This is a genomic window from Paenibacillus glycanilyticus (genome assembly GCF_023715145.1).
GTDB classification, from domain to species: Bacteria; Bacillota; Bacilli; order Paenibacillales; family Paenibacillaceae; genus Pristimantibacillus; species Pristimantibacillus glycanilyticus_A.
The window spans coordinates 214,296-239,681 of the sequence record NZ_JAMBNP010000008.1 but is presented as its reverse complement, the minus strand read 5'-3'; the positions used below and the strand labels follow the sequence as shown (position 1 = coordinate 239,681).

26 protein-coding genes are annotated in these 25,386 nt (G+C 50.9%); 23 read left to right on the top strand and 3 right to left on the bottom strand.

Going from position 1 to position 25,386, the window contains the following annotated elements; all coding sequences use genetic code 11:
• Window positions 1–9 precede the first annotated feature (9 nt).
• From M3194_RS21715 to M3194_RS21670, 10 genes are all read left to right on the top strand, one after another.
• Window positions 10–987 (top strand): alpha-ketoacid dehydrogenase subunit beta, encoded by a 978-nt coding sequence (locus M3194_RS21715; RefSeq protein ID WP_251656176.1) that lies wholly within the window; start codon window positions 10–12, stop codon window positions 985–987.
• A 274-nt stretch (window positions 988–1,261) separates the two neighbouring features.
• A complete protein-coding gene (locus tag M3194_RS21710) occupies window positions 1,262–2,569 on the top strand; it encodes a dihydrolipoamide acetyltransferase family protein (RefSeq protein WP_251656175.1) in 1,308 nt (435 codons plus the stop codon).
• A gap of 5 nt (window positions 2,570–2,574) precedes the next feature.
• On the top strand, window positions 2,575–3,990 hold the full coding sequence (gene lpdA / locus M3194_RS21705; protein ID WP_251656174.1) for a dihydrolipoyl dehydrogenase: 1,416 nt from the start codon (window positions 2,575–2,577) through the stop codon (window positions 3,988–3,990).
• A 108-nt stretch (window positions 3,991–4,098) separates the two neighbouring features.
• Window positions 4,099–4,584 (top strand): acyl-CoA thioesterase, encoded by a 486-nt coding sequence (locus M3194_RS21700; RefSeq protein WP_251656173.1) that lies wholly within the window; start codon window positions 4,099–4,101, stop codon window positions 4,582–4,584.
• A 156-nt stretch (window positions 4,585–4,740) separates the two neighbouring features.
• Window positions 4,741–5,703 carry a thymidylate synthase gene (locus tag M3194_RS21695; protein WP_251656172.1) on the top strand — a complete coding sequence of 321 codons (963 nt, stop codon included), beginning with the start codon at window positions 4,741–4,743 and terminating at the stop codon, window positions 5,701–5,703.
• Window positions 5,704–5,722: 19 nt separating this feature from the next.
• Window positions 5,723–6,214 carry a dihydrofolate reductase gene (locus tag M3194_RS21690; protein ID WP_251656170.1) on the top strand — a complete coding sequence of 164 codons (492 nt, stop codon included), beginning with the start codon at window positions 5,723–5,725 and terminating at the stop codon, window positions 6,212–6,214.
• A 220-nt stretch (window positions 6,215–6,434) separates the two neighbouring features.
• Window positions 6,435–7,925: a glutamate synthase subunit beta gene (locus M3194_RS21685; protein ID WP_251656169.1), complete on the top strand. Its 1,491-nt coding sequence runs from the start codon at window positions 6,435–6,437 to the stop codon at window positions 7,923–7,925.
• Between the two features lie 79 nt (window positions 7,926–8,004).
• Entirely contained in the window at window positions 8,005–8,325 is a 321-nt protein-coding gene (locus M3194_RS21680; protein WP_251656168.1) for a hypothetical protein, read from the top strand.
• A gap of 51 nt (window positions 8,326–8,376) precedes the next feature.
• Complete coding sequence (locus M3194_RS21675) at window positions 8,377–9,510, top strand: hypothetical protein (RefSeq protein WP_251656167.1); 1,134 nt, start codon at window positions 8,377–8,379, stop codon at window positions 9,508–9,510.
• A gap of 16 nt (window positions 9,511–9,526) precedes the next feature.
• Window positions 9,527–11,842 carry a type IA DNA topoisomerase gene (locus M3194_RS21670; protein WP_251656166.1) on the top strand — a complete coding sequence of 772 codons (2,316 nt, stop codon included), beginning with the start codon at window positions 9,527–9,529 and terminating at the stop codon, window positions 11,840–11,842.
• An 82-nt stretch (window positions 11,843–11,924) separates the two neighbouring features.
• Here M3194_RS21670 and M3194_RS21665 read toward each other — a convergent pair whose 3' ends face one another.
• Window positions 11,925–12,668: an HAD family hydrolase gene (locus M3194_RS21665; RefSeq protein ID WP_251656165.1), complete on the bottom strand. Its 744-nt coding sequence runs from the start codon at window positions 12,666–12,668 to the stop codon at window positions 11,925–11,927.
• A 141-nt stretch (window positions 12,669–12,809) separates the two neighbouring features.
• Between M3194_RS21665 and M3194_RS21660 the strand changes: the two genes are divergently transcribed.
• On the top strand, window positions 12,810–12,947 hold the full coding sequence (locus M3194_RS21660) for a hypothetical protein (RefSeq protein WP_251656164.1): 138 nt from the start codon (window positions 12,810–12,812) through the stop codon (window positions 12,945–12,947).
• A gap of 128 nt (window positions 12,948–13,075) precedes the next feature.
• On the opposite strand, the gene M3194_RS21655 is transcribed toward M3194_RS21660, so the two are convergent.
• Window positions 13,076–13,300 carry a hypothetical protein gene (locus M3194_RS21655; RefSeq protein ID WP_251656162.1) on the bottom strand — a complete coding sequence of 75 codons (225 nt, stop codon included), beginning with the start codon at window positions 13,298–13,300 and terminating at the stop codon, window positions 13,076–13,078.
• 162 nt (window positions 13,301–13,462) lie between these two features.
• Between M3194_RS21655 and M3194_RS21650 the strand changes: the two genes are divergently transcribed.
• The 12 genes from M3194_RS21650 (at window position 13,463) to M3194_RS21595 (ending at window position 24,370) form a co-directional block, all read left to right on the top strand.
• Window positions 13,463–14,188: a phosphonate ABC transporter ATP-binding protein gene (locus M3194_RS21650; protein ID WP_251656161.1), complete on the top strand. Its 726-nt coding sequence runs from the start codon at window positions 13,463–13,465 to the stop codon at window positions 14,186–14,188.
• Window positions 14,185–14,697, top strand: a complete 513-nt coding sequence (locus M3194_RS21645; protein WP_251656160.1) for a GNAT family N-acetyltransferase — start codon at window positions 14,185–14,187, stop codon at window positions 14,695–14,697. Before M3194_RS21650 ends, M3194_RS21645 begins: the two co-directional genes overlap by 4 nt.
• 16 nt (window positions 14,698–14,713) lie before the next feature.
• Window positions 14,714–15,325 carry a DUF3298 and DUF4163 domain-containing protein gene (locus M3194_RS21640; protein ID WP_251656159.1) on the top strand — a complete coding sequence of 204 codons (612 nt, stop codon included), beginning with the start codon at window positions 14,714–14,716 and terminating at the stop codon, window positions 15,323–15,325.
• Window positions 15,326–15,372: 47 nt separating this feature from the next.
• Entirely contained in the window at window positions 15,373–15,669 is a 297-nt protein-coding gene (locus M3194_RS21635) for a hypothetical protein (RefSeq protein ID WP_251656158.1), read from the top strand.
• Between the two features lie 126 nt (window positions 15,670–15,795).
• Entirely contained in the window at window positions 15,796–17,427 is a 1,632-nt protein-coding gene (locus M3194_RS21630; RefSeq protein ID WP_251656157.1) for an amino acid permease, read from the top strand.
• Between the two features lie 297 nt (window positions 17,428–17,724).
• On the top strand, window positions 17,725–18,414 hold the full coding sequence (locus M3194_RS21625; RefSeq protein WP_251656156.1) for an MOSC domain-containing protein: 690 nt from the start codon (window positions 17,725–17,727) through the stop codon (window positions 18,412–18,414).
• Window positions 18,411–19,412 (top strand): phosphotransferase, encoded by a 1,002-nt coding sequence (locus tag M3194_RS21620; protein WP_251656155.1) that lies wholly within the window; start codon window positions 18,411–18,413, stop codon window positions 19,410–19,412. Before M3194_RS21625 ends, M3194_RS21620 begins: the two co-directional genes overlap by 4 nt.
• Before the next feature lie 58 nt (window positions 19,413–19,470).
• The gene (locus M3194_RS21615) at window positions 19,471–20,391 is read left to right on the top strand and encodes a polysaccharide deacetylase family protein (RefSeq protein ID WP_251656153.1); all 921 of its coding nucleotides are present in this window, start codon (window positions 19,471–19,473) and stop codon (window positions 20,389–20,391) included.
• Between the two features lie 42 nt (window positions 20,392–20,433).
• A complete protein-coding gene (locus M3194_RS21610; protein WP_251656152.1) occupies window positions 20,434–20,931 on the top strand; it encodes a YcxB family protein in 498 nt (165 codons plus the stop codon).
• Between the two features lie 22 nt (window positions 20,932–20,953).
• Window positions 20,954–21,913 (top strand): AAA family ATPase, encoded by a 960-nt coding sequence (locus M3194_RS21605; protein ID WP_251656151.1) that lies wholly within the window; start codon window positions 20,954–20,956, stop codon window positions 21,911–21,913.
• A gap of 10 nt (window positions 21,914–21,923) precedes the next feature.
• A complete protein-coding gene (locus M3194_RS21600) occupies window positions 21,924–23,036 on the top strand; it encodes a DUF58 domain-containing protein (RefSeq protein ID WP_251656150.1) in 1,113 nt (370 codons plus the stop codon).
• Window positions 23,033–24,370: a DUF4129 domain-containing protein gene (locus M3194_RS21595; protein ID WP_251656149.1), complete on the top strand. Its 1,338-nt coding sequence runs from the start codon at window positions 23,033–23,035 to the stop codon at window positions 24,368–24,370. The genes M3194_RS21600 and M3194_RS21595 overlap by 4 nt, the downstream gene beginning before the upstream one ends.
• Here M3194_RS21595 and M3194_RS21590 read toward each other — a convergent pair whose 3' ends face one another.
• Window positions 24,371–25,348, bottom strand: coding sequence for a YpdA family putative bacillithiol disulfide reductase (locus M3194_RS21590; protein WP_251656148.1), 978 nt, complete (start codon window positions 25,346–25,348; stop codon window positions 24,371–24,373).
• Window positions 25,349–25,386 lie beyond the last annotated feature (38 nt).

The following is a 25,386-nucleotide window of genomic DNA, read 5'->3' as shown; positions in this document are numbered from 1 at the left end:
CTGACGATCATGGCTCAAATGAATATGTTGGAAGCAATCCGCGACGCTATGCGTGTGGAGCTTAAACGTGATGAGAACGTACTTATCTTCGGTGAGGACGTTGGTAAAGTTGGCGGTGTATTCCGCGTAACAGAAGGTTTGCAAGAAGAATTCGGCGAGGAGCGCGTATTCGATACGCCTCTTGCCGAGTCCGCAATCGGCGGTCTGGCTGTTGGTATGGGTATTCAAGGCTTCCGTCCAATCGCCGAAATTCAGTTCGTTGGCTTCATCTTTGAAGCAATGGACCAAATGTTCATCCAAGCGGCGCGTATGCGTTACCGTTCCGGCGGCCGTTACAACTCGCCAATCGTATTCCGTACGCCATTTGGCGGCGGCGTTAAGGCTGCAGAGCTTCACACGGACTCCCTGGAAGGTCTTGCCATTCAAACGCCAGGTATTAAAGTTGTTATTCCATCCAATCCTTATGATGCAAAAGGTTTGATGATTTCCGCAATCCGCGATAACGATCCGGTATTCTTCATGGAGCATCTGAACTTGTACCGTGCATTCCGCGCAGATGTGCCGGAAGGCGAGTACACCGTAGAGATTGGCAAAGCTAATGTTGTTCGCGAAGGTTCGGACGTAACGATCATTGCTTACGGCATGATGGTTCACACAGCTGTGAAAGCAGCGGACGAGCTTGAGAAAAACGGCATTAAAGCCGAAGTTATCGATCTGCGCTCCCTGGTGCCGCTCGATATCGACACGATCGTTGCTTCAATCAAGAAAACAAACCGCGCAATCGTTGTTCAAGAAGCGCAAAAAACTTCCGGTGTAGCTGCTGAAGTTATTGCTCAAATCAACGAAAAAGCGATTCTCCACCTGGAAGCACCAGTCCTTCGCGTTGCTGGTCCGGATACGGTATATCCGTTCGCGCAAATCGAAGATACTTGGCTGCCGACACCAGCTCGTATCGTTGATGCGGTTAACAAAGTTTTGAACTTCTAAAAGTATTTCATCCACGTAGATGGTAGAAATAAATTGCCCGCTTAATAGCGGGCAAAGCCGTCATTTGGGCGGTACTACGCAAAGAATGCGGTAATTCTTAAGCACATGCTTATGCTTACGAGATAAGAATTACCGCAAAGTAAGCGCTAATTCTTTAAGCATAAGCTTACGAGGCAAGAATTACCGCAAAGTAAGCGCTAATTCTTTAAGCATAAGCTTACGAGGTAAGAATTACCGCAAAGTAAGCGCTAATTCTTTTAAGGAGGATACTACAGTGGCGAAATTTGAATACAAATTTCCGGAGCTTGGCGAAGGCTTGCACGAAGGCGAAATCGTAAAAGTGCACATTAAAGTTGGCGACAAAGTAACGGATGACGATATCATCATGGAAGTACAGAACGATAAGGCAGTTGTTGAAGTTCCTTGTCCAGTAAACGGTACGGTTACTGAAGTTCGCATGAAAGACGGTCAAGTATGCCATGTTGGCGAAGTTGTGGCGATCATTGACGCGGAAGGCGAAATTCCTGAGCAAGATACTCCGGCAGCCGAAGCTCCGGCGGCGGCAGCTCCTGCTCCAGCAGCGCCGGCTGCACCTGCAGCGGCTCCAGCGGCAGCACCTGCTGCACCGGCAGAAGCTCCAAAAGCAACGGGCGGCCTGGTTTTGGCTACTCCTAGCGTTCGTAAATTTGCCCGTGAGCAAGGCGTTGACTTGACGACGGTTTCCGGCACAGGCAAAAACGGCCGCATTACTCGCGAAGATGTAACAAACGGCGGCGGAGCAGCACCAGCGGCAGCAGAAGCGCCAGCAACGGAAGCGGCAGCGCCTGCAGCAGCAGAAGCGCCAGCAGCGAAACCGGCAGCAGCGGCAACTGACGCATACCGTCCGGAAGAGCGCGTGCCGTTCAAGGGCATCCGTAAAGCAATCGCTAACGCCATGGTTAAATCGGTATACACAGCGCCTCACGTTACAATCATGGACGAAGTGGACGTTACTGAACTGGTTGCTCTACGTGCGAAATACAAACCATACGCAGAGAAAAAAGGCTCCAAGCTGACTTACCTTCCATTCATCGTGAAGGCACTCGTTGCAGCTTGCCGTCAATTCCCGATTATGAACTCTACTCTGGATGAAGCCAGCCAAGAGATCGTCTACAAAAAGTACTACAACATCGGTATCGCGACAGATACAGACAACGGCCTGATCGTTCCTGTTGTCGAAGACGCTGACCGTAAAAATATTTTCATGGTTGCTGACAAAATCCGTGACCTGGCTGCTAAAGGCCGTGAAGGCAAACTTACTGCCGCCGAGCTTAAAGGCAGCACAATTTCAATCTCGAACATCGGTTCCGCTGGCGGTATGTTCTTCACTCCGGTAATCAACTTCCCTGAAGTTGCGATCCTGGGTACTGGCCGTATCTCTGAGAAACCGGTTGTTCGCAATGGCGAAATCGTGGCAGCACCTGTAATGGCACTGTCGCTGAGCTTCGACCACCGTCTCATCGACGGCGCGACCGCTCAAAACTTTATGAACTACATTAAACAACTTCTGGGTCAACCAGAATTATTCATCATGGAGGTGTAACTACAATGGTAGTAGGAGATCCGTCTTTAGATATTGATACTTTAGTCATCGGTGCAGGTCCTGGCGGTTATGTTGCGGCAATCCGCGCAGCACAACTTGGACAAAACGTTCTGGTTGTTGAGAAGGAAAATGTAGGCGGCGTTTGCTTGAACGTTGGCTGTATTCCTTCGAAAGCCCTGATCTCGGCATCGCATCAATACGAATCCATCAGCCATGCATCGACTTTCGGCATTACAGCCGGCGACGTAAAGGTTGAATGGAACAAAGTACAAGAGTTCAAAAACGGCATCGTTAAAAAACTGACCGGCGGCGTTGCATCGCTTCTTAAAGCGAACAAAGTGCAATACTTTAACGGCGAAGTTATGTTCATTAACGAGAATGAAGCACGCGTCTTCAACGATCAAGAAGCACCGCGCTACCGTTTCAAAAACTGCATCATCGCTACAGGTTCCCGTCCGATCGAGCTGAAAGCATTCCCGTTCAGCGGCCGTATCGTGTCGTCGACTGGCGCGTTGTCGCTGCCTGAAATTCCGAAAAGCATCATCGTTATCGGCGGCGGCTACATCGGCATCGAGCTTGGCCAAATGTATTCCAAGTTCGGAACAAAAGTAACCATCATCGAAGGCGGCGACGCTATTCTGCCAGGCTTCGATAAAGATATGGGTTCGATCGTTGCCAAGAAACTGAAAGGCACAAACGTGGATATCGTTACCGGCGCAATGGCTCAAGGCGCTGAGCAAACCGATAAAGACGTTACGCTCACATACAAAGTTGGCGACAAAGAAGAGAAAGTTACTGCGGATTACCTGCTTGTAACGGTTGGCCGTCGTCCTAACACAGACGGAGACCTTGGTCTTGAACTGGCTGGCGTTAAAGTCGGCGAGCGCGGTCTGGTTGAAGTTGACGCGCAATGCCGCACTAGCAACCCGCATATCTATGCAATCGGCGATATCATCGCTGGTCCTGCTCTTGCGCACAAAGCGATGTACGAAGGCCGTATTGCCGCAGAAGCAATCTCCGGTCAGCCAAGCGTTATCGATTACAAATGCGTGCCTGCAGTATGCTTCTCCGATCCGGAATGCGCAGCAGTTGGTCTTTCCGAGAAAGAAGCAAAAGACAAAGGCTACAAAACAAAAGTGGGCAAATTCCCGTTTGCCATCAACGGCCGTGCAATGTCGCTTAACGCCAATGAAGGCTTCGTGAAACTCGTTTCCGATGCTGACACTGGTCTTGTTCTGGGCGCACAAATCATCGGTGTTGAAGCATCCAACATGATTGCTGAGCTTGCTCTGGCAATCGAGATGGGCGCTACCCTCGAAGATATCGCTCTGACGATCCATGCGCATCCAACGCTGGGCGAGATCGTTCTTGATGCTGCTGAAGTAGCGCTTGGACATCCAATCCACACTGTTGCTAAATAATAAATGATCTTGTTATTTGAGATTTAGTGAAAGAGGTCCCGCAGCTTGAACTGCATGCGGGCCTCTTTTTGCATATTATAACCGTACATAGCATAAGGAGCGAAGCTTATGGAGAAGCCGGCTAGTGCATCCAGAACGGTAATGACGCAGATCATTTTTCCGCTGGATACGAATCATCACGAGACGATGTTTGGCGGCAAGGTCATGGAGTATATGGACAAGGCGGCTGCTATAGCGGCGATGCGGCATGCCCGGATGCAGGTGGTAACAGCGTCTACGGACAGCCTCGATTTCGTAGCTCCGATCAAGGTCGGGGAAGTGATTGAGGTAGAAGCTTACGTTACCTGGACGCATGACAGCTCGATGGAAGTCTGTGTCACCGTTCAATCCGAGAATCTGTATACGGCTCAGCGCACGACAACGGTGACGGCCTTTTTCACCTTCGTGGCCTTAAACGATCAAGGCCGGCCAACGAAGGTGCCGAAGGTATACCCGGAGACAAACGAAGAAATCCATATGTATGCAACGGCTCCGGAACGTTATGAACTACGGATGAAGAGAAAGCGGGAAAGACAGCACGCGGCGAAAACGTGAAGACAAACCTGCAATTTAAATGTTAAAATAGTGTCAAAACTTCTGTCGATGTATGTCGAAGAGGGACGACCGCGGTTCAAGGTAAGGATTATTGCCAATCGGCGACGTGTGCCGGGAGAGGTGCGCAGTTGTCATTGATCAAGGAGCTGAAAAAAAGTGACTGTACAAACGACGGAAGTCGAGTATTTGCAATTGCTGCGCCATGTGCTTGAGAGCGGTGTGAAGAAAGAGGATCGGACGGGCACCGGAACGATCTCGACCTTTGGTTATCAGATGCGGTTTGATCTGACCAAAGGCTTTCCGATTCTGACGACAAAGAGAGTGCCTTTCAAGCTGATCGTCAGCGAATTGCTGTGGTTTATTAAAGGCGATTCGAACATCCGTTATTTGCTGCAGAATAATAATCATATTTGGGATGAATGGGCATTTAAAAGATGGGTGGAGAGCCCGGACTATAACGGTCCGGACATGACCAATTTTGGCCTTCGGTCGCAGACGGACGAAGCATTTAATGCCTTATACCAAGAACAGATGGATAAGTTCACGCGGCTGGTGCTGACCGATGATGCATTTGCCGCCCAATACGGCGAGCTCGGCAACGTATACGGCAAGCAATGGCGGGAATGGCGCACCACGCAAGGGGAGACGATCGATCAGCTTAAGGGCATTATTGATACCATTAAGAAAAATCCGGATTCCCGGCGCTTAATCGTATCGGCGTGGAACCCGGAGGATGTACCGTCGATGGCTTTGCCTCCTTGCCATACCATGTTCCAGTTTTATGTCATTAACGGTAAGCTGAGCTGTCAGCTGTATCAGCGGAGCGGCGATATCTTCCTCGGTATTCCGTTTAATATCGCAAGCTATGCTCTGCTCACGCATCTGATCGCTCAGGAATGCGGGCTCGAAGTCGGCGAGTTTATTCATACGCTTGGCGATGCCCATATTTATTTGAACCATCTGGAACAAATCGATATTCAATTGCAGAGGGACATGCGCGAGCTGCCGGTCCTTGCGATTAATCCGGATGTGAAATCAATCTTCGACGCGGAGGTTGAGGATATTAAGCTTGTGAACTATCAGCCTCATCCGACTATTAAGGCTCCGGTAGCCGTATAAGAAAGCAGGGACGGACACGATGACGATTACGATGATCGCAGCCATGGACCGCAGCCGTACGATCGGAATCGGGAACAAGCTGCCGTGGCGGCTTCCGGCGGAGATGGCCTATTTTACTCGTCACACGACAGGCAAGGTTGTCGTTATGGGGCGCAAGACATTCGAGTCGCTGCCTAAGCCGTTGAAGGACAGGACAAATGTCGTCATAACCCGAAATTCCGCTTATGTCAAAGAAGGCTGTGAGATCGTGCATTCCGTTCAGGAAGCCATAGAACGATACGGAAACGGCGAGCTGATGGTCATAGGCGGTGCGGATATCTATGAGCAGTTCCTTCCTTTTGCGAACAAACTGCTGCTCACCGAGGTAGATACCGACATTGCCGGCGGAGATGCGTTCTTTCCTTCGCTTAACGAGGCGGAGTGGGAACGGGTGGATGCGGAGCGGGTGGAGAGCGACGAGAAAAACGCCTATTCCTTCATCTTCCAAACCTTTGCGCGCCGGCAGGCATAAAATAAAGGAACTTCAACAAATAACGAACGTTATGTCATTTAGTGCAAAAGATTGTGCGGATAATCCATTAACGACAGAAAACAAGAATGATAGGCTTTTTTAATACGATATTCGCGTAATAAATGAAGTTTTTTGTTGAAATATTTAAAGATTCCCGATATAGTTTTAGGAGAATAATGATATAGGCTTATCGGGAATATTGGATGGAGGAAATTCGCACATGTCTACACCTACAGGATTTATGCAGTATCAACGTGAATTGCCGGCCGATCGCGATCCTATCGAACGGATCAAGGATTGGAATGAATTTCATAAGCATTTGTCGGATGAACAGCTGCGTACGCAAGGCGCTCGCTGTATGGATTGCGGAACTCCATATTGCCATACAGGCATTGAACTTGCAGGTTCGGCATCCGGCTGCCCGGTTAACAACTTGATTCCGGAATGGAATAATCTGATTTATCGGGGACTGTGGCGTGAAGCGCTTGACCGCTTGCACAAAACGAATAACTTCCCCGAGTTTACCGGTCGTGTATGTCCGGCTCCTTGTGAAGGCTCCTGTACGGTAGGCCTGATCGGCGATCCGGTAACGATCAAGACAATTGAACATGCGATTATCGAGCGCGGCTTTGAAGAAGGATGGGTTGTCGCACAACCGCCTAAAGTTCGCACCGGTAAAAAAGTAGCGGTAGTAGGCTCCGGCCCGGCTGGTCTTGCTGCAGCAGCTCAATTGAATAAAGCGGGTCATAAAGTAACCGTGTACGAGCGTGCCGACCGTCTTGGCGGACTTCTGACTTACGGCATTCCTACAATGAAGCTTGAGAAGCATGTTGTAGACCGCCGTGTCAATCTGATGAGAGAAGAAGGCATTGAGTTCGTAACGAATACGGAGATCGGCAAAGATATCTCGAGAGACGAGCTTTTGAAAGAATTCGACGCCGTTATCATGTGCGGCGGTGCGACAAAAGCACGCGATGTTGACATGGAAGGCCGCGAACTTAACGGCATCCACCTTGCTATGGATTACTTGAACGGAACAATCAAGAGCTACCTGGATTCGAACCTGGAAGACGGCAACTACATCTCGGCCAAAGATAAGGACGTTATCGTTATCGGCGGCGGCGATACGGGTACGGACTGCGTAGCAACGGCATTGCGTCATGGTTGCAAATCGGTTACGCAATTCGGTACGGTAGCGAAGGCTCCGCTCGAACGCGACATCGTGAACAACCCATGGCCGCAGTTCCCGAACGTATACACGCTTGATTACGCACAAGAGGAAGCGAAAGCCCTTTACGGTGAAGATCCTCGCGCATTCTCCGTACTGACGAAGAAATTCGTTGGCGACGGCAATGGCAACCTGAAAGAGCTTCACACTGTACAAATCGAGCGTACGGTTGATGAAGAAACGGGCCGCAGAATTTACAAAGATATTCCGGGCACGGAAAAAGTATGGCCTGCTGATCTTGTATTTATCGCGGTCGGCTTTGAAGGTCCAGAGAAAACGCTGATCGATTCGTTTGGTCTTGAGCAAGACCGCCGCACGAATGTAAAAGCGGCGTATGGCAAATACAAAACAAACGTTGATAAAGTATTCGCAGCAGGCGATATGCGCCGCGGACAAAGCCTTGTCGTATGGGCAATCAACGAAGGCCGCGAGGCTGCTCGCGAAGTGGATAAATATTTGATGGGATCGTCGATGCTGCCTTAAGCGGTAAGGACATCGCGATTACGATCGATAACGGAAAGCGCCCCCGGGCGCTTTTCTTGTCGATTAAGGAGGCATAGATATGATTAAATACGGATTAGAAAAGGTGACGGAGCTCCGCTTTGAGTCGATTACGGCTGAGATGGAGCGCAGAGATAATCAGTGGGTGGATATTGTGCTGCGTTTCGAGGTAGCTGAGGACACGCCCGTACCGCCCGATCTGATCGATTTCAGCGGCCTTGTCATCTGCACGTTAGGCGGAGCTATCGGGCAGATCGTGCCCCAAGACGAAGACATTGACTGCGAGTATCAATTTACGACATTCGAGAAAGAGCAGATCCGCTCCTTTATCGAAAGGGATGAAATCAAGCAGCGTATTGCAAATCTGTCCTCCCCAACATAAAGAAAATTGTGGTAAAATCGGTGTGAGATGACGCAAAGGGGAGAACCCGTCATGCCGGCCGATGAAGCATTTGTATTAACCCCAACAGATGTCCGCAACATCAGACAATACGTTCAGCATAAGTATGCAGCTATGCCGCAGGATAAGAAGGCGGAGATTGTAGCCGACGCGGTCAGCCGCATTATTCAAAAACAGCTTCCTTCATTTGAAGACAAGCTGAAGCTTGAAGTGACGGCAAGGCTGATTAGGGCGACCGTACTGGAGCGGCAGATGCCGGTTCGCTCGGATGATATTTTCGAAGCATGCCTGGAGCTTGATCTGACAAATCCTAAGGTTGTTACGCCGCTGCATAAGTGGGTAGAGGAGCAGACGGGTATCCATCTGGAATGGGAATTGTTTCACATCCAGCTGGACAAGCTGGTGAGGCACGCTGAGCCTGCATCCCCTCCGGCATGGGAGCAGTTGAAGGATTGGATGAGAGCGGAGTACCGGATTGATGGAGAGATAAAGCAGCCGATTCCCGAACTGGCCGAGGTGATTCCTCTGCCGCTTCAGAAGCATAACAAGTCGGTTGCAATACCCCGTCGGTGGAAGCAATCGTCCACTTATGTTTTACTATCCTTCTTGCTTGTAAGCGCGTCGCTGCTATATGGCTGGTCGTTATTAAGGCCTTCTCCTAACAAGCTGCAGCCCCCGGTTAACCTGCAGTCCTTTGAGAAGGTAAAGCCGGTAGTAGCAAATAACGAGCTCCCGGATGAGCTGCGTTATACCGAAGTGGATAAGACGCAGCTTGTTGAGTACCTGAACAGCAGAGATTCTCTATTGGCCGAGCAGCCTTATTTGGATGCCATCATAGATGCGGCAAAAACATTTGATATACATCCTCTCTTCTTATTCGCGATAACCGGGCAGGAGCAGGCTTTTGTACCGAAGTCGAATAAACAGGCGAAGAAGATCGCCAATAATCCGTTCAATGTTTTTTATAGCTGGAAAGACTACAATACGACCATCCATGACTCTGCGCGAATTGCTTCCCAGACCGTCTTGAAGTGGAGCGCGGACAGGCCGAAGGGCAAAGACCCGATTGCCTGGATCAACCGCAAATATGCGGAGGATCAGAATTGGGCGAGTGGCGTGAGTAAAATATTTGCAACGATGAAAAGCAAAGTGGAACGTACAAGCTAGATGGAGAGGCGATTAGTTGAAGACATTAATTATTGCGGAAAAGCCGGATATGGGGCGGACGATTGCCGCGGTTGTAGAGCCTAAAGCCGCGAACAAGCGGACGTACCTGGAAGGCGACCGTTATATTATTACGTGGGCGATCGGTCATCTGGTTACATTAGCCGAGCCCGACCAGTATGATGCACGCTATAAAAGATGGAACGATCAGGATCTGCCGATCATTCCGCAAACCTTCAAGCTGTGGCCAAATGCACGGACCAAGGATCAATTGAAGACGATCGGAGAGCTTGCGAAGCGATGCGGACGTCTTGTAAATGCTTGTGACGCCGGGCGCGAGGGACAGCTTATTTTTCATCTGATCCGGCAATACTTGAAGCTCCCCCAGCCGACAGACCGTCTGTGGATCTCAGATTTGACGCCTGAGACGATCAGGAAGGGCTTTGACACCATACGAAGCGATGAGGAGTATGCTCCGCTTACGAGGGCAGCCAGAGCGCGCAGCGAGGCGGACTGGCTGATCGGGATGAACGCATCCCGCGCTTTTACAATTCGCCACAAGGCATTGCTGTCGGTCGGAAGGGTGCAAACTCCGGTGTTGGCGCTGCTGTATGACCGGCATAAAGAGATTACGGCTTTCCAATCGGATATGTATTACGTGGTGAAAGCTTTATTTGATCAGAACGGATTTCAGTATTCAGGCATATGGCAGGGGGATCGGATAACGGATAAAGCGAAAGCGGAAGCGCTGGCCGCCAAGACGCAGGGCAAGCCTGGCGTCATCAAGGACTACCAGACAGCGGAGAGCAAGGAATACCCGTTCCGTCTGCATGACCTGACGCTTCTGCAGCGGGAAGCAAACGGCCGTTACGGCTACTCTGCGAAGAAGACGCTGGATATCGCGCAGGCTTTGTACGAGAAGCATAAGGCCATCACTTATCCTCGTACGAACTCCAATTATGTGACCGAAGAGAATCTGCCTGTCATGCAAAAGGTGCTCACCATGCTTCAGGGTACGGATTCTTATCGGGAGCTGGCGAGCGGAGCAGACCGAAGCAGGGTGCATAAAGGCAATAAAGCCGTTTGTAATCCGGCGAAGGTCGAGGATCACCATGCCATTATGCCAACGCCGAAGCGTCCTTCCGGCTTAAATCCGGAGGAGCAGAATATTTATGATATGATCGTCAGACGTTTCCTGTCGCAATATTACCCGCCTGCGGTCTATAAGAATCATACGGTGCTGACAGAAGTTGAAGAAGAGATCTTCCGTACCAAAGCGAAGGAACTGCTGGAGCTTGGCTGGAAGGTAGTTCTGCAGGATCAGGGGCAGACTGCAAAGAAGACAAGCAAGAAGAAAGCCGGCGAGAAGGAAGAGGCTGACAGCGATGATGAGGAGCTTCTCACGGATAAGCCTTTCGCAATTGAACCGCGGCAAGGCGTCACTTGCGTGAAGTCGGATGCCCTGGAGAAGACGACTCAGCCTCCTAAGCCTTATACCGAAGGCACTTTGCTGAAAGCAATGGAAAGTGCCGGCAAATCGATGGAAGACGATGAGCTGCGAGAGGCGATGAAGGATACGGGGCTAGGAACACCAGCGACTCGTGCGGCAACGATTGAACGGCTGAAGCAGGTGGGTTATGTAGGGTTGACCGGCAAGAAGCTCGAGATCACCTCAAAGGGCTGTGCCGCTATCGAGTTAATTCGCGGGGCAGGCGTGGATCTTCTTGCCTCTCCGGAGATGACCGGAAGATGGGAGCAGCGTTTGCACCAGATCTCCCGCGGGGAAGCCTCGGATGATCAATTCATAATGAAGGTGAAGCAATTTGCCGCAATGATCGTGGATAAAGTCCGTCAGCAGCGTCCTGCCGCGCCAGGAACGTTCGAGGAGCGGGAAAGCGGCGGCAAGCGTGGAACGGCGAACTCTAAGCGGGGAAGCCGTACAGGGAAGACTGCAGGCGCCAGCAAGCCGGTCTCGTCGTCCTCAAGATCAGCGGCGTCAGGTACGGCGACAGCTGCGGCAACGCCTAGAACTGCGCAACGAGCTGCCAGCCCATCCACTCGGGAGCCGATTGCAGCTTGTCCGAGAACGGGCTGCAGCGGACAAATTATTGAGGGTAAACGGGGATTTGGCTGCAGTGCCTTCCGGGATGGCTGCACCTTTGTCATCTGGAAGGAGCAGCAGGGCAAAACCTTATCGATTCCAATGATTCGTTCCCTGCTGGAAAAAGGAGCGACCAGTCAGTTAACCTTCAAGCGGCCGGATGGAAACAGCACAAAGGCAAGACTTGTGTTAACCGACCGGGAGAAAGGCACCTTGACTGTAAGGGACGTATAGCCGAGCCGTCTGCGTAAATGAAAAAGGAGTAAAGCGGTAGGAACCGCTTTACTCCTTTTTCGTATGGTTTATGCCATTAATGTTATGGCAGTTGACGATTAACGTAGTCGTGAATAGCCGGCGGAACTTCAAGCAGATTGGTTAAGGTGAAGAAAGCACCCTTCGGCTTTACTTCTATATCGATGACGTTATACTGCCATTCGGATTCGGCTCTCATATGGATGGCGTGAATGCCCGCTGTCAATGCAGGAACGACATCGGTGCGGATCGAGTTGCCGATCATCCAGGTCAAGCCGCGGTCATAGCGGCCATCAGCCAGAATCTGCTCAAGCGCTTCGCTATTCTTATGGCGCCGGATATACACTCTTGTGTCAAAGTAGCGCTCCAGCTTCATTTGTTCAATCTTGCGGCGTTGAATCGTAATTTCCCCTCCGGTATAGAGATGAAGGGTATGTCCTTCGCCGGCTAGCTTGTCGAGCGTTGCCTCCATATTCGGATAAGGCTCGGTCTCATGCTCATATACGCTCAGGCCAAGCTTCCAGAGGAAATCTTGTTCCGTTCGAGACTTCTTGCGGCCCGTAAGATCGCAGTAGTAGTTATATGTATCAAGAAAAGACTGCGGAAAATGCTCGCTCTTGAATCCGAGCACAGCTACGCCCGCAATATCAATCTCTGTCTGTTTATTGCGCACAGCTTCAGCGCTTACCCCTTCGTAGCCCGCAAACCACGTTGTCATCGCGTCCACAAATTGTTCGATGACAAAGTAGAAATATTTGTTGCAGTGAATGAGGGTGTCGTCTAGGTCAAAGAAAAGGTTTTGCTTCATTTAAAGCACGGCTCCTTTGGTGAAGTTCGTCGTATGAACAATCTACCTTATTAGAAGCCCCACGTCAACGAAGGCAAAAGGGATGTTTAATTCCGGCGATTTATGCTAATCATTCACATAAAGAGCAGGGAGGTGATGAGCATGCCTTTTAATAAAGCCGAGAAAACCCAAAACCGCCAAAACAACTCCAGTTTTAAATCGGAAGCGGTTGGCCTTAAGCTGAACAAACTCGCGACCCGTCCTCCAAGCATGAATGGGATTAATAAACAACTGCCGTAATTAAAAAGGCGGAATGCAAGTCATTCTTGCATTCCGCCTATTTCCAATGCCCTGTACAGGCTTTTTCTTTCACCGCTGGACATACGCTGCTCCTTGCATTGACGGAGCAGCCGTTCACGCAGGTGAGGTTAAGCATATTTCTGCTGGGCTGCCATCAATTTATTCTTAATAAAGGCGATACGACGCCGTACATAAAAGTCCATGCTGTCACCCTTCAAATCATTTGGCGAGATCACCTCCTCTGCATGATTATCAATAATCGTTAATGTTCCGTCCGTGTAAAACTTAAAGGTAAGGTCCCGGCGCGGCCATCCTTTCTCTAAATAACGAAAGTTCTCGCAGCTTTTCTTCATGGTGATTCAGCCTCCTTCAAATGATTATTGGATTATAAAATAGGGAACGTTTGTTCTGTTTTTATTATAGCAAACATTTGTTCGTGTGGACAACTGTTTTTTGTTTCTCGTAAACTAGATTCATAGATTGTCGAAGCGTTTACAAAAAAGGGGCATGGACTAATGTTGAGAATATCAAATTTATCACAGCAAATTCCCGGCGGACCAACGATTCTGAAGAACATCAGCTTTGAAGTCCAGCCAGGACAATTCATTGCGATAAAAGGAGCCAGCGGCAGCGGCAAGTCGATGCTGCTCAAATGCTTGGCGCTTCAGCAGAAGTGGAGCAAAGGCAATTATTATTATGAAGGAGAAGACGTATTCAAGCAGGGGCTGGCAGGCAAGCTCAAAATCCGGCGCGCGGTTGCTTATCTGGAAGAGAAGCCCGTGCTTTACCAGAACAAGACCGGACTTAAAAACGTCAGCATCGGTGCCGTGACCCAAACACCGGCTTGGCGCAGATGGACAGGCATGCTGCGCAACGACGATTATATGGGCGCGATGGATACGATTGAGAAGCTGGGATTGATCGATAAAGCCCATCAGAAGGCCAGTACGTTCAGCGGCGGCGAACGTCAGCGTATTGCCATTGCCCGGGCGCTTGTCCATGGCGCGAAGGTTATTGCGGCAGACGAACCGGTAGCGGGACTTGATCCCCATACGGCGGACCGGGTATTATCCGACCTGAAGAGGCTGACCACGGAGCAGGGAGTGACGGTTATAGCCGTTCTCGATCAAGGGGATTGGGCAGAACGGTTTGCTGACCGGATCATTGGCCTGAACAACGGCGAGCTTGTGCTTGACGTGAGGGGCAGAAGACTAACCGAGCGGGAGAAAATGCTGCTGTGAGCGACATCGAGCTGCGGTTAATTCAAGAACATGAACTCGAGGAAGCGCTCCTTCTCGAGCAGCGCTGTTATGTGCCGGATGCGGCCGCAACGCGGGAAGGCTTCCGGTACCGGTACGAGCATTATCCGAATTATTTCTGGTCGGCTTGGTCCGGCGGTAAGCTGGCCGGCATTGCGAACGGCATTCGTACATCGGCCTGGTCCTGCGGAGATGAGATGAAGGGAGACCAACAGGACGAAGAGGAAGGAAATAACTTCTGTGTTCTGACGGTTGCGGTGGCCGAAGAGGCAAGGCGGCAGGGGATAGGAGAGAAGCTCCTTAAGAAGCTCGTTGCGGAATGCGATGCAGCGGGCCATGAAGCCATTCTGCTCATGTGCGAGCGGCACCTGATCCCTTTTTACGAGAAAGCCGGGTTTGCGTACATTGGAGTCGCCGCCTCCGCTCACGGCGGGATCGAGTGGCATGAAATGAGACGTACCCTGCATATAATGGAGCATCTGACCAAATAGGTAGGTGTCTTCGAATATGGCGTTTCAGTCTCCAGTCATTGTCCAATCTGCAAGAGCGGCATTCCCGAAAGCGGAGCTTTGGATTCCCTATGTAAGCGGAGGACCAAACGAGAATGCAATCAAGCGAATCAATGAATCCATTCGTAAAGCGGCTCAGCAGCTGGTAGACGAGCAGGGCTCGCTTGATGATCCTCGGGCTGAAATGAGCGGGTATTACGAGGTAAAGACGAACGAGCGGGATATCTTGAGCCTGTCGTTATTTAACTACACCTACTCGGGAGGGACGCACGGACTTACTTTGCAGGTATCGCTTACCTTTCGCGTGTCGACTGGACACGCTTACAGCCTTCCGCAACTGTTCAAGCCGGGCAGCGCTTATGTTCACCGTATTTCGGATTTGGTTAACGCCCAGATTAAAGAACGAGATATAAGCACGCTGGAGCCATTCCGCACGATCCGGCCGGATCAGGATTATTACATTGCGGACCGGTCGATTGTCATTTATTTTGCCTTATATGAACTGACGCCTTATGCTTTCGGATTCCCGTATTTTCCGATCTCGGCGTATGATCTGCAAGATATTGTGAATGAGAATGCTCCACTCGGAGCCATGGTGCCAAACAATTAGCACAGCCGGACATGCCGGGCGGAGATGCAAAAGGAGCTGATCCATGGATGGACAGGAAGAAGTGGGTTGGCGTAATTGTTCATCTGCTTCTTGGGTTCTTGTTTCCCTATGTATTGGTCGGCGGCATCGTTCTGGTCTATGGATTTATGGCACCCTCTACTGGCTCCCAGAAGGCATACGGCACGGTTATCATTCTAGTATACGCACTGCTTGTCATAGGAACAAATTTGTGGACGCTTAGAAGACTGGATTTCCGTTCAAAATGGCGTTGGCTCGTTATTCATACGATCTGCTGGGCAGCAGCTGCGATTGGATCGTTTGCGATGCTGCGTTTCACGGCATAAATCCATTGTACAAACGCATAACAGCCGGCTGATGGCCGGCATGAAAGGGCTGTCCTTGCGGGCAGTCCTTTGCTGTCTGACATGACCTCTCCCCCCGCCTCATACATTATCGTAGGGAGGGGTTCGATGATGCTGGCGGTATGGATCGGTTTGCTGCTGTTTGCTATGGTTTGTGGTTGCGCTTTGATTCTGACGGCAAGGGCACAACAGAGCATAAGGGCTTCAAAGCATATCAGCATGAGCGCTTACGGCTCTTACGCACAGTCGCAGCAGGATAAGCATGACCTGAATTTGTTCGGGCTCGCCCAGCAGCTGCGCAGGCGACTAGGAGCCGCTGCGTCATTTGGCCTTTCGTTTCAGTCACTTGGATTAATAGGCGCTGTATTTCTGCTCGCTGGTCCAGCGCTGCAGAAGGGGGGACCCTCTGTCGTCAGTATCGGATTGCCAATCCTTGCGCTGTTTGGCATCCTGGTCAGCGCATCGCTTGCCGAGATGTCTTCAGCTGTGCCCACAGCGGGCGGCGTCTACCACTGGGCCTCCGCACTTGGAACCAGAAGATGGGGATGGTATGCAGGATGGTTCCATCTGGCTGGTCATCTCGCTATGATGGCGCTTATGAACGGTGCATGCGCTTTTATTATCGATAAGCTATTGTCTGTATGGCTGGGCTATACCTCCTCCTGGCTGACGAGCGGAGTCGCCTTGTGCATGGTGACCGCCGCTCAGGCGGCTGTCCATCATTGGGGAACGGGGAAGACAGGGGCATTGCAAGAAGCGGGAATTTTCCTTCAAGCGGTTATCCTTGCCGCGATTATTGGCGGGATCTACATTACCTTCGGACGAAGCGTGTATTCGCCGGAGCTGTTATATACGTTTCAGAATATCTCTTTGGAGGGGCATGTTACGCCATGGGCATTTATAGCCGGGGTAATCGTGCTGCAGAAGCTGTTTCTCGGTATGGATGGAGCTGCCCAAGCTTCGGAGGAAACGAGCGATCCGCGCATCCGGGTTCCCTGGGCGATCTACTTCTCTTCGGTCTATACGATGATCGGAGGCTTTGTTTTATTGATGTGCCTGACGCTTGTTCTCCCGGCTATTGTCGGCACGAACTTGTTCAGCGCAGGCGACAGTCTGCTGGCCGCAGCCGCGCTGGATGGCTGGCAGGGGAATTCGATTATACTATTGATGATTGCGGCGGCCATATGGGGGAGCGGGAACAGCGAAATGCTGATTTGTTCGCGGGCGGTCTTTTGCCTCGCGAGGGATCAGGCTCTGCCCTTCAGCAAAGTGCTGTCGCAGGTAACGCGCGAGCGGCAGTCGCCGTTGGCGGCAATCCTTATTACGGCTGTGATCTCGGTAATATTATTTGGTGCAGCAAGGCTGGTCGATGGGGGAGAGGCTGGCATCTCCAGTTTGCTTGGCTTTGGTGTTTTGTGCCTGCAGCTGGCCTATGCGATTCCGATCTGGATCAAGCTGAAGCTTAGGGGGAGGCATAGGCTGCTCGCGGATGCCCCTTGGCATCTCGGCTCATACCGTACGTTTGTTGACCGGGCAGCTTTCGTCTGGTTACTCTTATCGGGTGCGCTGTCAATCTTCGCGCTTGGCATGTGGGGAGCAGCGGGTACGGCAATATTCCTTATCCTCATCATGGTGCTGGACAGGAAATACCGGAAGCAGCATCTGGCAAGACTTCAAAGCCGCTTGAAAAGGCCTAGAGGAGAAATCATCAGAATTGAGCGAAAATTCAACCTTCATTAGCCGGAAGGTTCCATTCCGGGAAATGAGGAAATAATTACGTCTTTTATTTCCCGGGGAAGCGCATGAATCTACACAAAGAAAACGTTTTCGACAAGTGTGGCTCGAATGTTACGAAAGGTGTCGAAGAGTAGTCTTGAAAGACTATTCGGATATAGCTGAAAAGCCCGTATTTATACCTGATTTCGGCTGCTTAACGCCATTAATAATAGAGCGCCAAAAGATGTTTTTGCCATCATCTCCCTACTCGGATTATAATAGAGAGAGGATAGAAATGGACAGGAGGCTAATAGAAAACAAATGTCTCGGGAAATAATGAACAGCCGTATTGTCTCGCTTAATGTAGGAACTCCCGTAGAGGCGATGCATGGCAGCAAGCCTGTTCAAACCGGAATTTTCAAATCACCGTCCGCTAGCAGGCATTACTTAAGCAAAACAGGATTATCCGGCGACGGGCAGGCGGATCTGGTCAACCATGGCGGGCCGGACAAAGCCGTATGCGTCTACTTCGACCGTCATTTCCCGTATTGGGAAGAGTGGCTGGGCAATAAGGTGAGCAGCGGTTCCTTTGGCGAGAACTGGACCGTATCTGAATGGACGGAGCATGATTTGTGCATCGGGGATGTCGTGCAGGCAGGAAATGTGGTTGTACAGGTCAGCCAGCCCAGACAGCCTTGCTTTAAGCTTGGAATCCGCCATCAGCGTCCGGAGCTCGGCGCAAAGGTTCAGCAGACCGGGATGACCGGATTTTATTTCCGCGTTCTGCAAGAAGGGGAAGTTAGCGCGGGGGAGGATTTAACGGTTGTCCAGCGGCATCCGGCAGCCATCACCCTCGCGGAGGCTAATCGCGTTATGTATCAAGGCAAGGAAGACCTGGCAGGGATGACCGCCTTACTGGCTGTGGAGGAACTGTCTGGCAGCTGGAAGCAGACGTTATCAAGCCGAATAGACCGCCTGCGGCAAGCGAAGCAGGGAGGCCATGCGGATTGAAAGAGAGCGAAATCGCCGCGCTGATTGAGCAGTATCCGTTCGAGGCGGAATGGATCATTGTGCCGGGTGACAGCGGAATGAATAACACAACAAGAATGATTCAGGCGGGCGATGAGCGTTTTGTCCTTCGGGTCTACAACAATCACCGGGATACGGACATTGTCTCGCTTGAGCATAATGTGTTGTCGGCTCTGTATCTGCAGCAGCCCGGTTTTCGGGTTCCGGTACCGGTAGCCAATCGCGCTGGAGGAACCATCTCGCGTACGCAAACGGGAGCACTTGCGGCCATGTACCGCTATATTCCGGGCGAACGTCCAAGCGCAGAGCGCAAAGAACATATTATTTCGCTAGGTGAAATATCTGCGAGGCTGTCATCCGCTCTTCAGGAATTGAAGCTCTCGCAACAGCCGATTTATGAACCGTATTATAAGCTCGAAGAGACCTATTTCACGCTGATTCACGACGAGCTTCCGGCAATTATTCAGTCATCGGAAGTATTTATGGCGAAAGCGGACAAAGCGGCGGCAGTCGTGGACCTGTTGAACAGTCTTTCAGACAAGATGAAGGCACTATGTGAGCTGCCTCACCAATGGATTCACGGTGATCTCAATTTGAGCAATACCGTCGCTGCCGGCGACTCTATTATCGGAGTGCTGGATTTCGAGTTCTGCACAATCGATGTCAGAGCAATGGAACTGGTTGTAGCAATTATTGATTTCTTCAAAGGCGAGGATTCGGATACCTGGAATTGTATCCAGTTATTCTGCGAAGGATACGGCCGTTTCGGCAGACTTACGCCTGCTGAGGCCGAAGCGCTGCCGCTTCTCCTAAAGCTGCGAGTTCTCGATGTTTTTCTCCATTTCACCAACCGGTGGAAAGAAGGTCTTGACGAGGCGGAGCTTGTAGCGGGCTTCATTGACCAGACCTACCGCATATGCGGGTGGGTGGACCAGAACGAAGAACGGCTTCTGGCGCTGTTCCGTCGCGAGCTGCTGTAAGCTTGCCGCTTCAGTCGCAATTCGTTAATGTTGCTAATTGTAGAGAGGATGTGTCGATATGAACGTCGCAGCATCACTTGGATACGGCAGTCAGGAACGGTTGTTAATTATTAATGCGGATGACTATGGCTTGTGCCAGTCAACCAATAAAGGAATTCAGCAGCTGCTTCAAGAGCATGCGGTAAGCTCGGCCACCCTAATGATGCCTTGCAAGTCCTCTCGCGAAGCGGCTCTTTGGAGTGCCAATCATCCGGAATACGATGTAGGGATCCATTTCACGTTTACAAGCGAATGGGATGCTTACCGGTGGGGACCGGTTAATAAAGGCAGTGATTCGCAATCGCTCGTAACAAGCGAAGGTTATTTCCCGAAGGATTGCCGAACCTTTGAGCTTCAGGCAGATCCGCAGCAGGTGAAGAAGGAAATGCTTGCTCAAGTGGAGGCAGCGCTTCAGCTCGGGATGAATCCGACTCATGCGGATAACCACATGGGAAGCCTGTACGGATTGGAAACGGGCAAGAACTTTCTGAAGGAAGTATTCGAGGTATGCTCTTCTTACGGCCTTCCGTTCCGGATGCCGCGCAAAGTAGCTGCAGCGAACGGTCAGATGGTTCCGCCAGAGCTGGAAGAGCAGGCCAGACAGCTTGGACTGCTGGCTCATGCCATGGGAGTCGTTGTTCTGGATTATTTGATCGGTCTGCCGTTTCCGCTTCAGCAAGGTGATACGTACGATACGGTCAAGGCCAATCTAAAGCAGCAATTAAAGCAGCTTCAGCCAGGCGTAACCGAGATGTTGTTCCATCCTTCGCTTGTGACGGATGAGCTGCTTGCCTTCCACGGGCAGCCGGAGAAGCGGGGCATGGAGTTCCAATTGTTCCGGGATCCGGAAATCCAGCAGACGTTGCGGTCCGAAGGGATCAAAGTGATCCGATGGAGAGATTTGCAGAAGGTTCAGAAGGCTGTGTACGGCAGCCCGTAAATGATGAATAGAAGACACAAGATTTATTTCGGAGGATAGACGTTGGAAACGATACAGTTTAATTACGGCCAGCATGCGGGAAGAGCGATGAAAAGCCTGTATTTTCAAACCTTGAGAATCCGGTTGACTTGGGTATTTGAGATCGTATTATTCGTGGCTTGTACCGTCTTTTCAATTGCTCTCCATTCAAGGCCACTGGCATTAATCGCTGCGATGGTCATCATCGTATCCGTATTGAATTACGTAACGCAGGTTATTGTCCACCCTAGAAGAATAAGAAAATCCAGAGATCTGAACGGTCAGTTTGAGATCAGCTTCGACGCCAATGACTTTGAGTTAAAAATGTCGGAAGGCGCGTCGAAGGTGGAGTGGGGCTTTTTCTCGAAGGTATGGGAAAACAAGCAGTATTACTTTTTGTTTCACAATAAGAGGCAGTATTGGATCGTGCCGAAAGAGGCGTTCCGGAATGCCGAGCAGGAGCAATTATTCCGCAGCATCGTCCAAAGCCATCATCAGATTGCGACTGGAGTTATCCGATAACGAATAAAAAGGAGACGCACTTATGTCATTTCAATCGATCAACCAATTAGCGGATAGGCTGAAGTCGAATATCGGCCAGGTTATTGTTGGAAAAGAAAGCGTTACCGAACTATTGTTTATCGCCTTAATTACCTCGGGCCATGTCCTTCTGGAGGATGTTCCGGGAACGGGGAAAACCTTGCTTGCCAAGTCCCTCGCGCAATCGCTGAAACTCCAATTCCGCCGGGTGCAGTTCACGCCGGATCTGCTTCCGTCCGATCTTAGCGGTATTCAGTACTACAATCAGAAGGAAGGCGGCTTCGAATTTCGTCCGGGGCCGCTCTTCACCAATCTGCTGCTCGCAGACGAGATTAACCGCGCGACGCCAAGGACACAGTCCAGTCTGCTCGAATGCATGGAGGAACGCCAGATCAGCGTAGACGGCGAGACGAAGCGGCTGGACAAGCCGTTTATGGTTATTGCAACGCAAAACCCGGTTGAGCATCAGGGAACGTTCCCGCTGCCGGAAGCCCAGCTCGATCGGTTCTTGTTCAAGATTCAGATGGGTTATCCAACAACGGAAGAGGCTCTCCAAATATTAAAGCGCTTTAATAATGCCGATCCGTTAGGCCAACTGGATGCAGTAGCGGCAGCGGCCGATATTGCCGAAGCCCAGCGCGTATACGCCGAGGTTCGGGTATCTGACGAAGTGCTGCATTATCTGCTTCAGCTGATTGAACGGACGCGAACGCGCGAAGATATCCTCGTTGGCGTAAGTCCGCGCGGCAGTCAGGCGCTTCTGAGAGCCTCGCAGGTGCAAGCGATATTGCGGGGTCGTGACTATGTGACACCGGATGACGTGAAGGCAATGGCGAAGCCGGTGCTGGCGCATCGTTTGTCCCTTCGGGGAATGCAACGGTCTCATAAGCATGCGGAAGACATCATTGAAGATATTATCCGGCAAACCGCAGTGCCTGCGGAAGCTGGAATCGCCTCCCGATAGGGGTGAGCGGATGATCATATTCTGGGTAGCGTTCGCGGCAATCCTTATCTTTTTTCTGCAGGCCAAAATCTTTCACCGGTATGCTTTGAAGCAAATTGGTTATGAACGGAAGTTTCAGAAAAGAGTCAGTTATCGAGGCGAAACCATCGAGCTGGTCGAGCAGCTGACCAATGCCAAATGGCTGCCTGTTCCGTGGATGCGGGTGGAATCACAATTATCCTCGGACTTATGGTTTCATCGTCAGGATAATCTTGAAGTAAGCAGCGGCAAGCTGTCGCAAAACCATAAAAGCTTCTTTACTCTCATGCCTTACACCAAGATTACTAGAAGACATCGCATCGTATGCACCAAAAGAGGCTGGTACAAGCTGCAATCCGTTACGATGACGGCCGGCGATCTGCTGGGCTTCCTGCATCAGACGAAGCAAATTGCTTTGAACGGCGAGCTGATCGTCTATCCGACTCCTGCAGAAGTGCCTATTCATGAGCTGCCTTCGCATAGCTGGCAGGGAGAATTGTCGGTCAGACGCTGGATTGTGGAGGATCCGTTTGTAGTTATGGGGACCCGCCAATATCGTTCCGGTGATACGTACAAAATGGTCAATTGGAAAGCAACGGCCAGAACCGGCAACCTTCAGGTGCATCAATACGATTACACAGCCGACCGCAGGCTGATGATCTATCTGAACGTGGAAGATAATGAGAGCATGTGGCGCTCGGTCAATGATGAAGATCTGATCGAGCACGGAATAGAATGGGCGGCAGGAGCGGCTCAAGCGGTTATTAACAGCGGCATGGAAGCGGGCTTCTGCACGAATATGCCGATCATTGGCGAGTTTGGCAGTACTCTCGTTGAGCCGCGCAGCGGAGGAGGGCATCTGTCGGACATATTCGAGGCGATGGCGAAGCTGGAGCTTATCCGGACAGAGCCGTTCGTCGACCTGCTTGCCAGGGAAGCCGACAGCGGTTATGCCCAGAGGGATGTTCTTGTTATCTCCAGCTTCTGGAACGAGCAGCTTGAGCTTCAGGCGGACAGACTGCGCCGGAACGGGAATGCGGTTGTTCATTGGAAGCTGACCCCGCGTGCGGATCAGCATCAGCAGCAGGCAGGTGAAGCGGTATGAGCCACAACGCGCGCAAGCTGATCACGAATCTGCTATATGGCGGAATTGAAACCTTGTTCACCCTGCCGATATGGTTCCTTGCTCTGTTCTTTACTTCAACCAAAGCTTTCTTGTTCCTATGGCTGCTGACGCTTCCGTTCGTTTATACGGCAGGGGCATTAATAAACGGCCGAGTGAAAAGCAACCGGCGCCTTTATCGCATGCTTATTGGCATTATGCTTGGAGCCGTTCATACTTGTATGTTATTTGCCGTGCTGGTGGCATTCCAGGCTAAGCAGCCGGGAGTGTTGATCGTAATACCGGCTCTTCTTGCAGCGTTTACGGCTACAAGAGGCATGAGCGCTTGGACAAAAGGTTGGACGCAGTCATTTCCGAATATGGTGATGGTAGTCAGCATTCTCGTCTATGTCGTCTTAACGATTGCCGCCCACCTTCAGGACAAGCTTCAGCCGTATTTTACCTTCCTGACGATTTGCGGCATTATCGCTCTTGTTCTTATGCTTTATGTGGTTAATGAAAGGCTGCTGACGTCTGAGACGCAATCTGGCGGAGCAATCCAATCCTCTACAACAAAGGTATTCAAACGGCAAAACCGTTTCATGCTCACAATCGTGGCTGTCCTGCTGCTTATAGCCGGTCTGTTCCGGCAGCTGCAGTCTTCCATTGAAGACTTTTTCCATGCCGTTGTGAACAAGATCATGGAATGGATGAGCGGATCAGGCGAGCCTGCAGAGGAGACACCGGCACAGCCAGCGCCACCAGAGCAGAATGGCTTGCCTCCGGTAGAGGCCCATGATCCTCCCGCATGGCTTGTATGGCTGGAGCACTCCGCCAAGTTTATCGGTATTGCGCTTCTGGTGCTTGGTATAGCCGTGCTTCTGTTTATTATTGGAAGGAAGCTGTATAAGCTTATTAGCAAAGCGCTGGGCAGAATCTGGGAACGCGCGGAAGGCATCAAAGAAGGTGCGGACGGTTATACGGATGAAGTGGAGAGTCTTGTTGACCGCGCGAAATGGAGCGTAAGGCTTGGCAAGTCGAATAAGAAGCAGAAGGAAGCCCGCTGGGAGGAATTGTCCTCGACGGGGGAGAGGATTCGTTACTTGTACCGGAGATACGTAGCTGCCGCAATTGGCCGTGGTTATGGCTATAAGCCGCATTACACCGTAAAAGAAACGACATCGGATATTGTTGCCTGGCATAACAAACCTGGGCAGCAGCAGGCAGAGGTTGATATTCTGGCCCGCCTGTATGACGAAGTCCGGTACGGAGGACGGGAGCCTAACGAAGAACTCGTCCAATCCCTGAAGAAGAGACTGGACGAGCAACGAAAGTAATTAACGCAGCGAAGTAATATGCTGGGCAATCTTATTGCCGTGGAAACGGCCGCTTTCTATAAAAATTTCATTCGCTTCATGCTTGGAGGCGACGACACCAGCCAGATAAAGGCCAGGTACGTTCGTCTCCATTGTTGTTTCATCAAAGTAAGGGAAGCCTTCTTCCTCAATCTTAACGCCTGAATTCGTGAGAAATTCACGGTCGGGATGGAAGCCCGTAAGAGCAAGCACAAAATCATTGGCGATCGTATGACGGCCTTCCGGATTTTCCACCACAACATGATGGTTATCGATCTCCACGACCCGGGATTCGAATAACATTCGAATCATGCCGCTTTCAACTTTCTTTTCTAAGCCGGGACGGACCCAAGGTTTAATACTGCGGGAATAACCGGCTCCGCGGTATATAACCGTAACCTTCGCGCCTACGCGTTCGAGCTCCAATGCCGCATCAATAGCAGAGTTGCTGCCGCCGATAATGGCAACTTCCATGCCGGTGTACGGATGGGCTTCACGGAAGAAGTGGGTGACTTTATCCTTCTGTTCGCCGGGAATGCCCAGATAATTCGGATGATCGAAATAGCCGGTTGCCACTACAACGTAACGAGCTTCATATCGTTTTTCTACTCCATAGCGGTCTGCGCTTAATAAATGGAACAGACCGTTCTCCTGACGGTCGACGCTTTGCACCGTTTCGTATGCATTTACCCGTAGTTTGTTGCGAAGCGCGGCTGTACGGTAATAATTGATAGCTTCCAGGCGGGACGGCTTATCATTAGGGGTTGTGAAAGGAATTTCTCCGATCTCCAGCCGATCCGGCGTGCTGAAGAAATGCATGTATGTAGGATACATGGAGATCGAATGGGCAATATTACTCTTCTCAATTATGACGGGATGTAGTCCAATTCTCTCGAGTTCAATGGCGGCAGCAAGGCCGCAGGGTCCAGCTCCGATAATGATGGCTTGTTCTTTGATCATGATGAGACCTCCTAAAATGAATAAACACCAACAGCCAA

Bases quoted from the DNA above. Each gene is read 5' to 3' on its own strand.
- M3194_RS21650 (WP_251656161.1), top strand. From the start codon at position 13,463: ATGTTGAGAATATCAAATTTATCACAGCAAATTCCCGGCGGACCAACG.
- M3194_RS21660 (WP_251656164.1), top strand. From the start codon at position 12,810: ATGCCTTTTAATAAAGCCGAGAAAACCCAAAACCGCCAAAACAACTCC.
- M3194_RS21700 (WP_251656173.1), top strand. From the start codon at position 4,099: ATGGAGAAGCCGGCTAGTGCATCCAGAACGGTAATGACGCAGATCATT.
- M3194_RS21655 (WP_251656162.1), bottom strand. From the start codon at position 13,300: ATGAAGAAAAGCTGCGAGAACTTTCGTTATTTAGAGAAAGGATGGCCG.
- M3194_RS21675 (WP_251656167.1), top strand. From the start codon at position 8,377: ATGCCGGCCGATGAAGCATTTGTATTAACCCCAACAGATGTCCGCAAC.
- lpdA (WP_251656174.1), top strand. From the start codon at position 2,575: ATGGTAGTAGGAGATCCGTCTTTAGATATTGATACTTTAGTCATCGGT.
- M3194_RS21685 (WP_251656169.1), top strand. From the start codon at position 6,435: ATGTCTACACCTACAGGATTTATGCAGTATCAACGTGAATTGCCGGCC.
- M3194_RS21640 (WP_251656159.1), top strand. From the start codon at position 14,714: ATGGCGTTTCAGTCTCCAGTCATTGTCCAATCTGCAAGAGCGGCATTC.
- M3194_RS21630 (WP_251656157.1), top strand. From the start codon at position 15,796: ATGATGCTGGCGGTATGGATCGGTTTGCTGCTGTTTGCTATGGTTTGT.
- M3194_RS21715 (WP_251656176.1), top strand. From the start codon at position 10: ATGGCTCAAATGAATATGTTGGAAGCAATCCGCGACGCTATGCGTGTG.
- M3194_RS21690 (WP_251656170.1), top strand. From the start codon at position 5,723: ATGACGATTACGATGATCGCAGCCATGGACCGCAGCCGTACGATCGGA.
- M3194_RS21600 (WP_251656150.1), top strand. From the start codon at position 21,924: ATGATCATATTCTGGGTAGCGTTCGCGGCAATCCTTATCTTTTTTCTG.
- M3194_RS21625 (WP_251656156.1), top strand. From the start codon at position 17,725: ATGTCTCGGGAAATAATGAACAGCCGTATTGTCTCGCTTAATGTAGGA.
- M3194_RS21605 (WP_251656151.1), top strand. From the start codon at position 20,954: ATGTCATTTCAATCGATCAACCAATTAGCGGATAGGCTGAAGTCGAAT.
- M3194_RS21665 (WP_251656165.1), bottom strand. From the start codon at position 12,668: ATGAAGCAAAACCTTTTCTTTGACCTAGACGACACCCTCATTCACTGC.
- M3194_RS21595 (WP_251656149.1), top strand. From the start codon at position 23,033: ATGAGCCACAACGCGCGCAAGCTGATCACGAATCTGCTATATGGCGGA.
- M3194_RS21590 (WP_251656148.1), bottom strand. From the start codon at position 25,348: ATGATCAAAGAACAAGCCATCATTATCGGAGCTGGACCCTGCGGCCTT.
- M3194_RS21680 (WP_251656168.1), top strand. From the start codon at position 8,005: ATGATTAAATACGGATTAGAAAAGGTGACGGAGCTCCGCTTTGAGTCG.
- M3194_RS21615 (WP_251656153.1), top strand. From the start codon at position 19,471: ATGAACGTCGCAGCATCACTTGGATACGGCAGTCAGGAACGGTTGTTA.
- M3194_RS21635 (WP_251656158.1), top strand. From the start codon at position 15,373: ATGGACAGGAAGAAGTGGGTTGGCGTAATTGTTCATCTGCTTCTTGGG.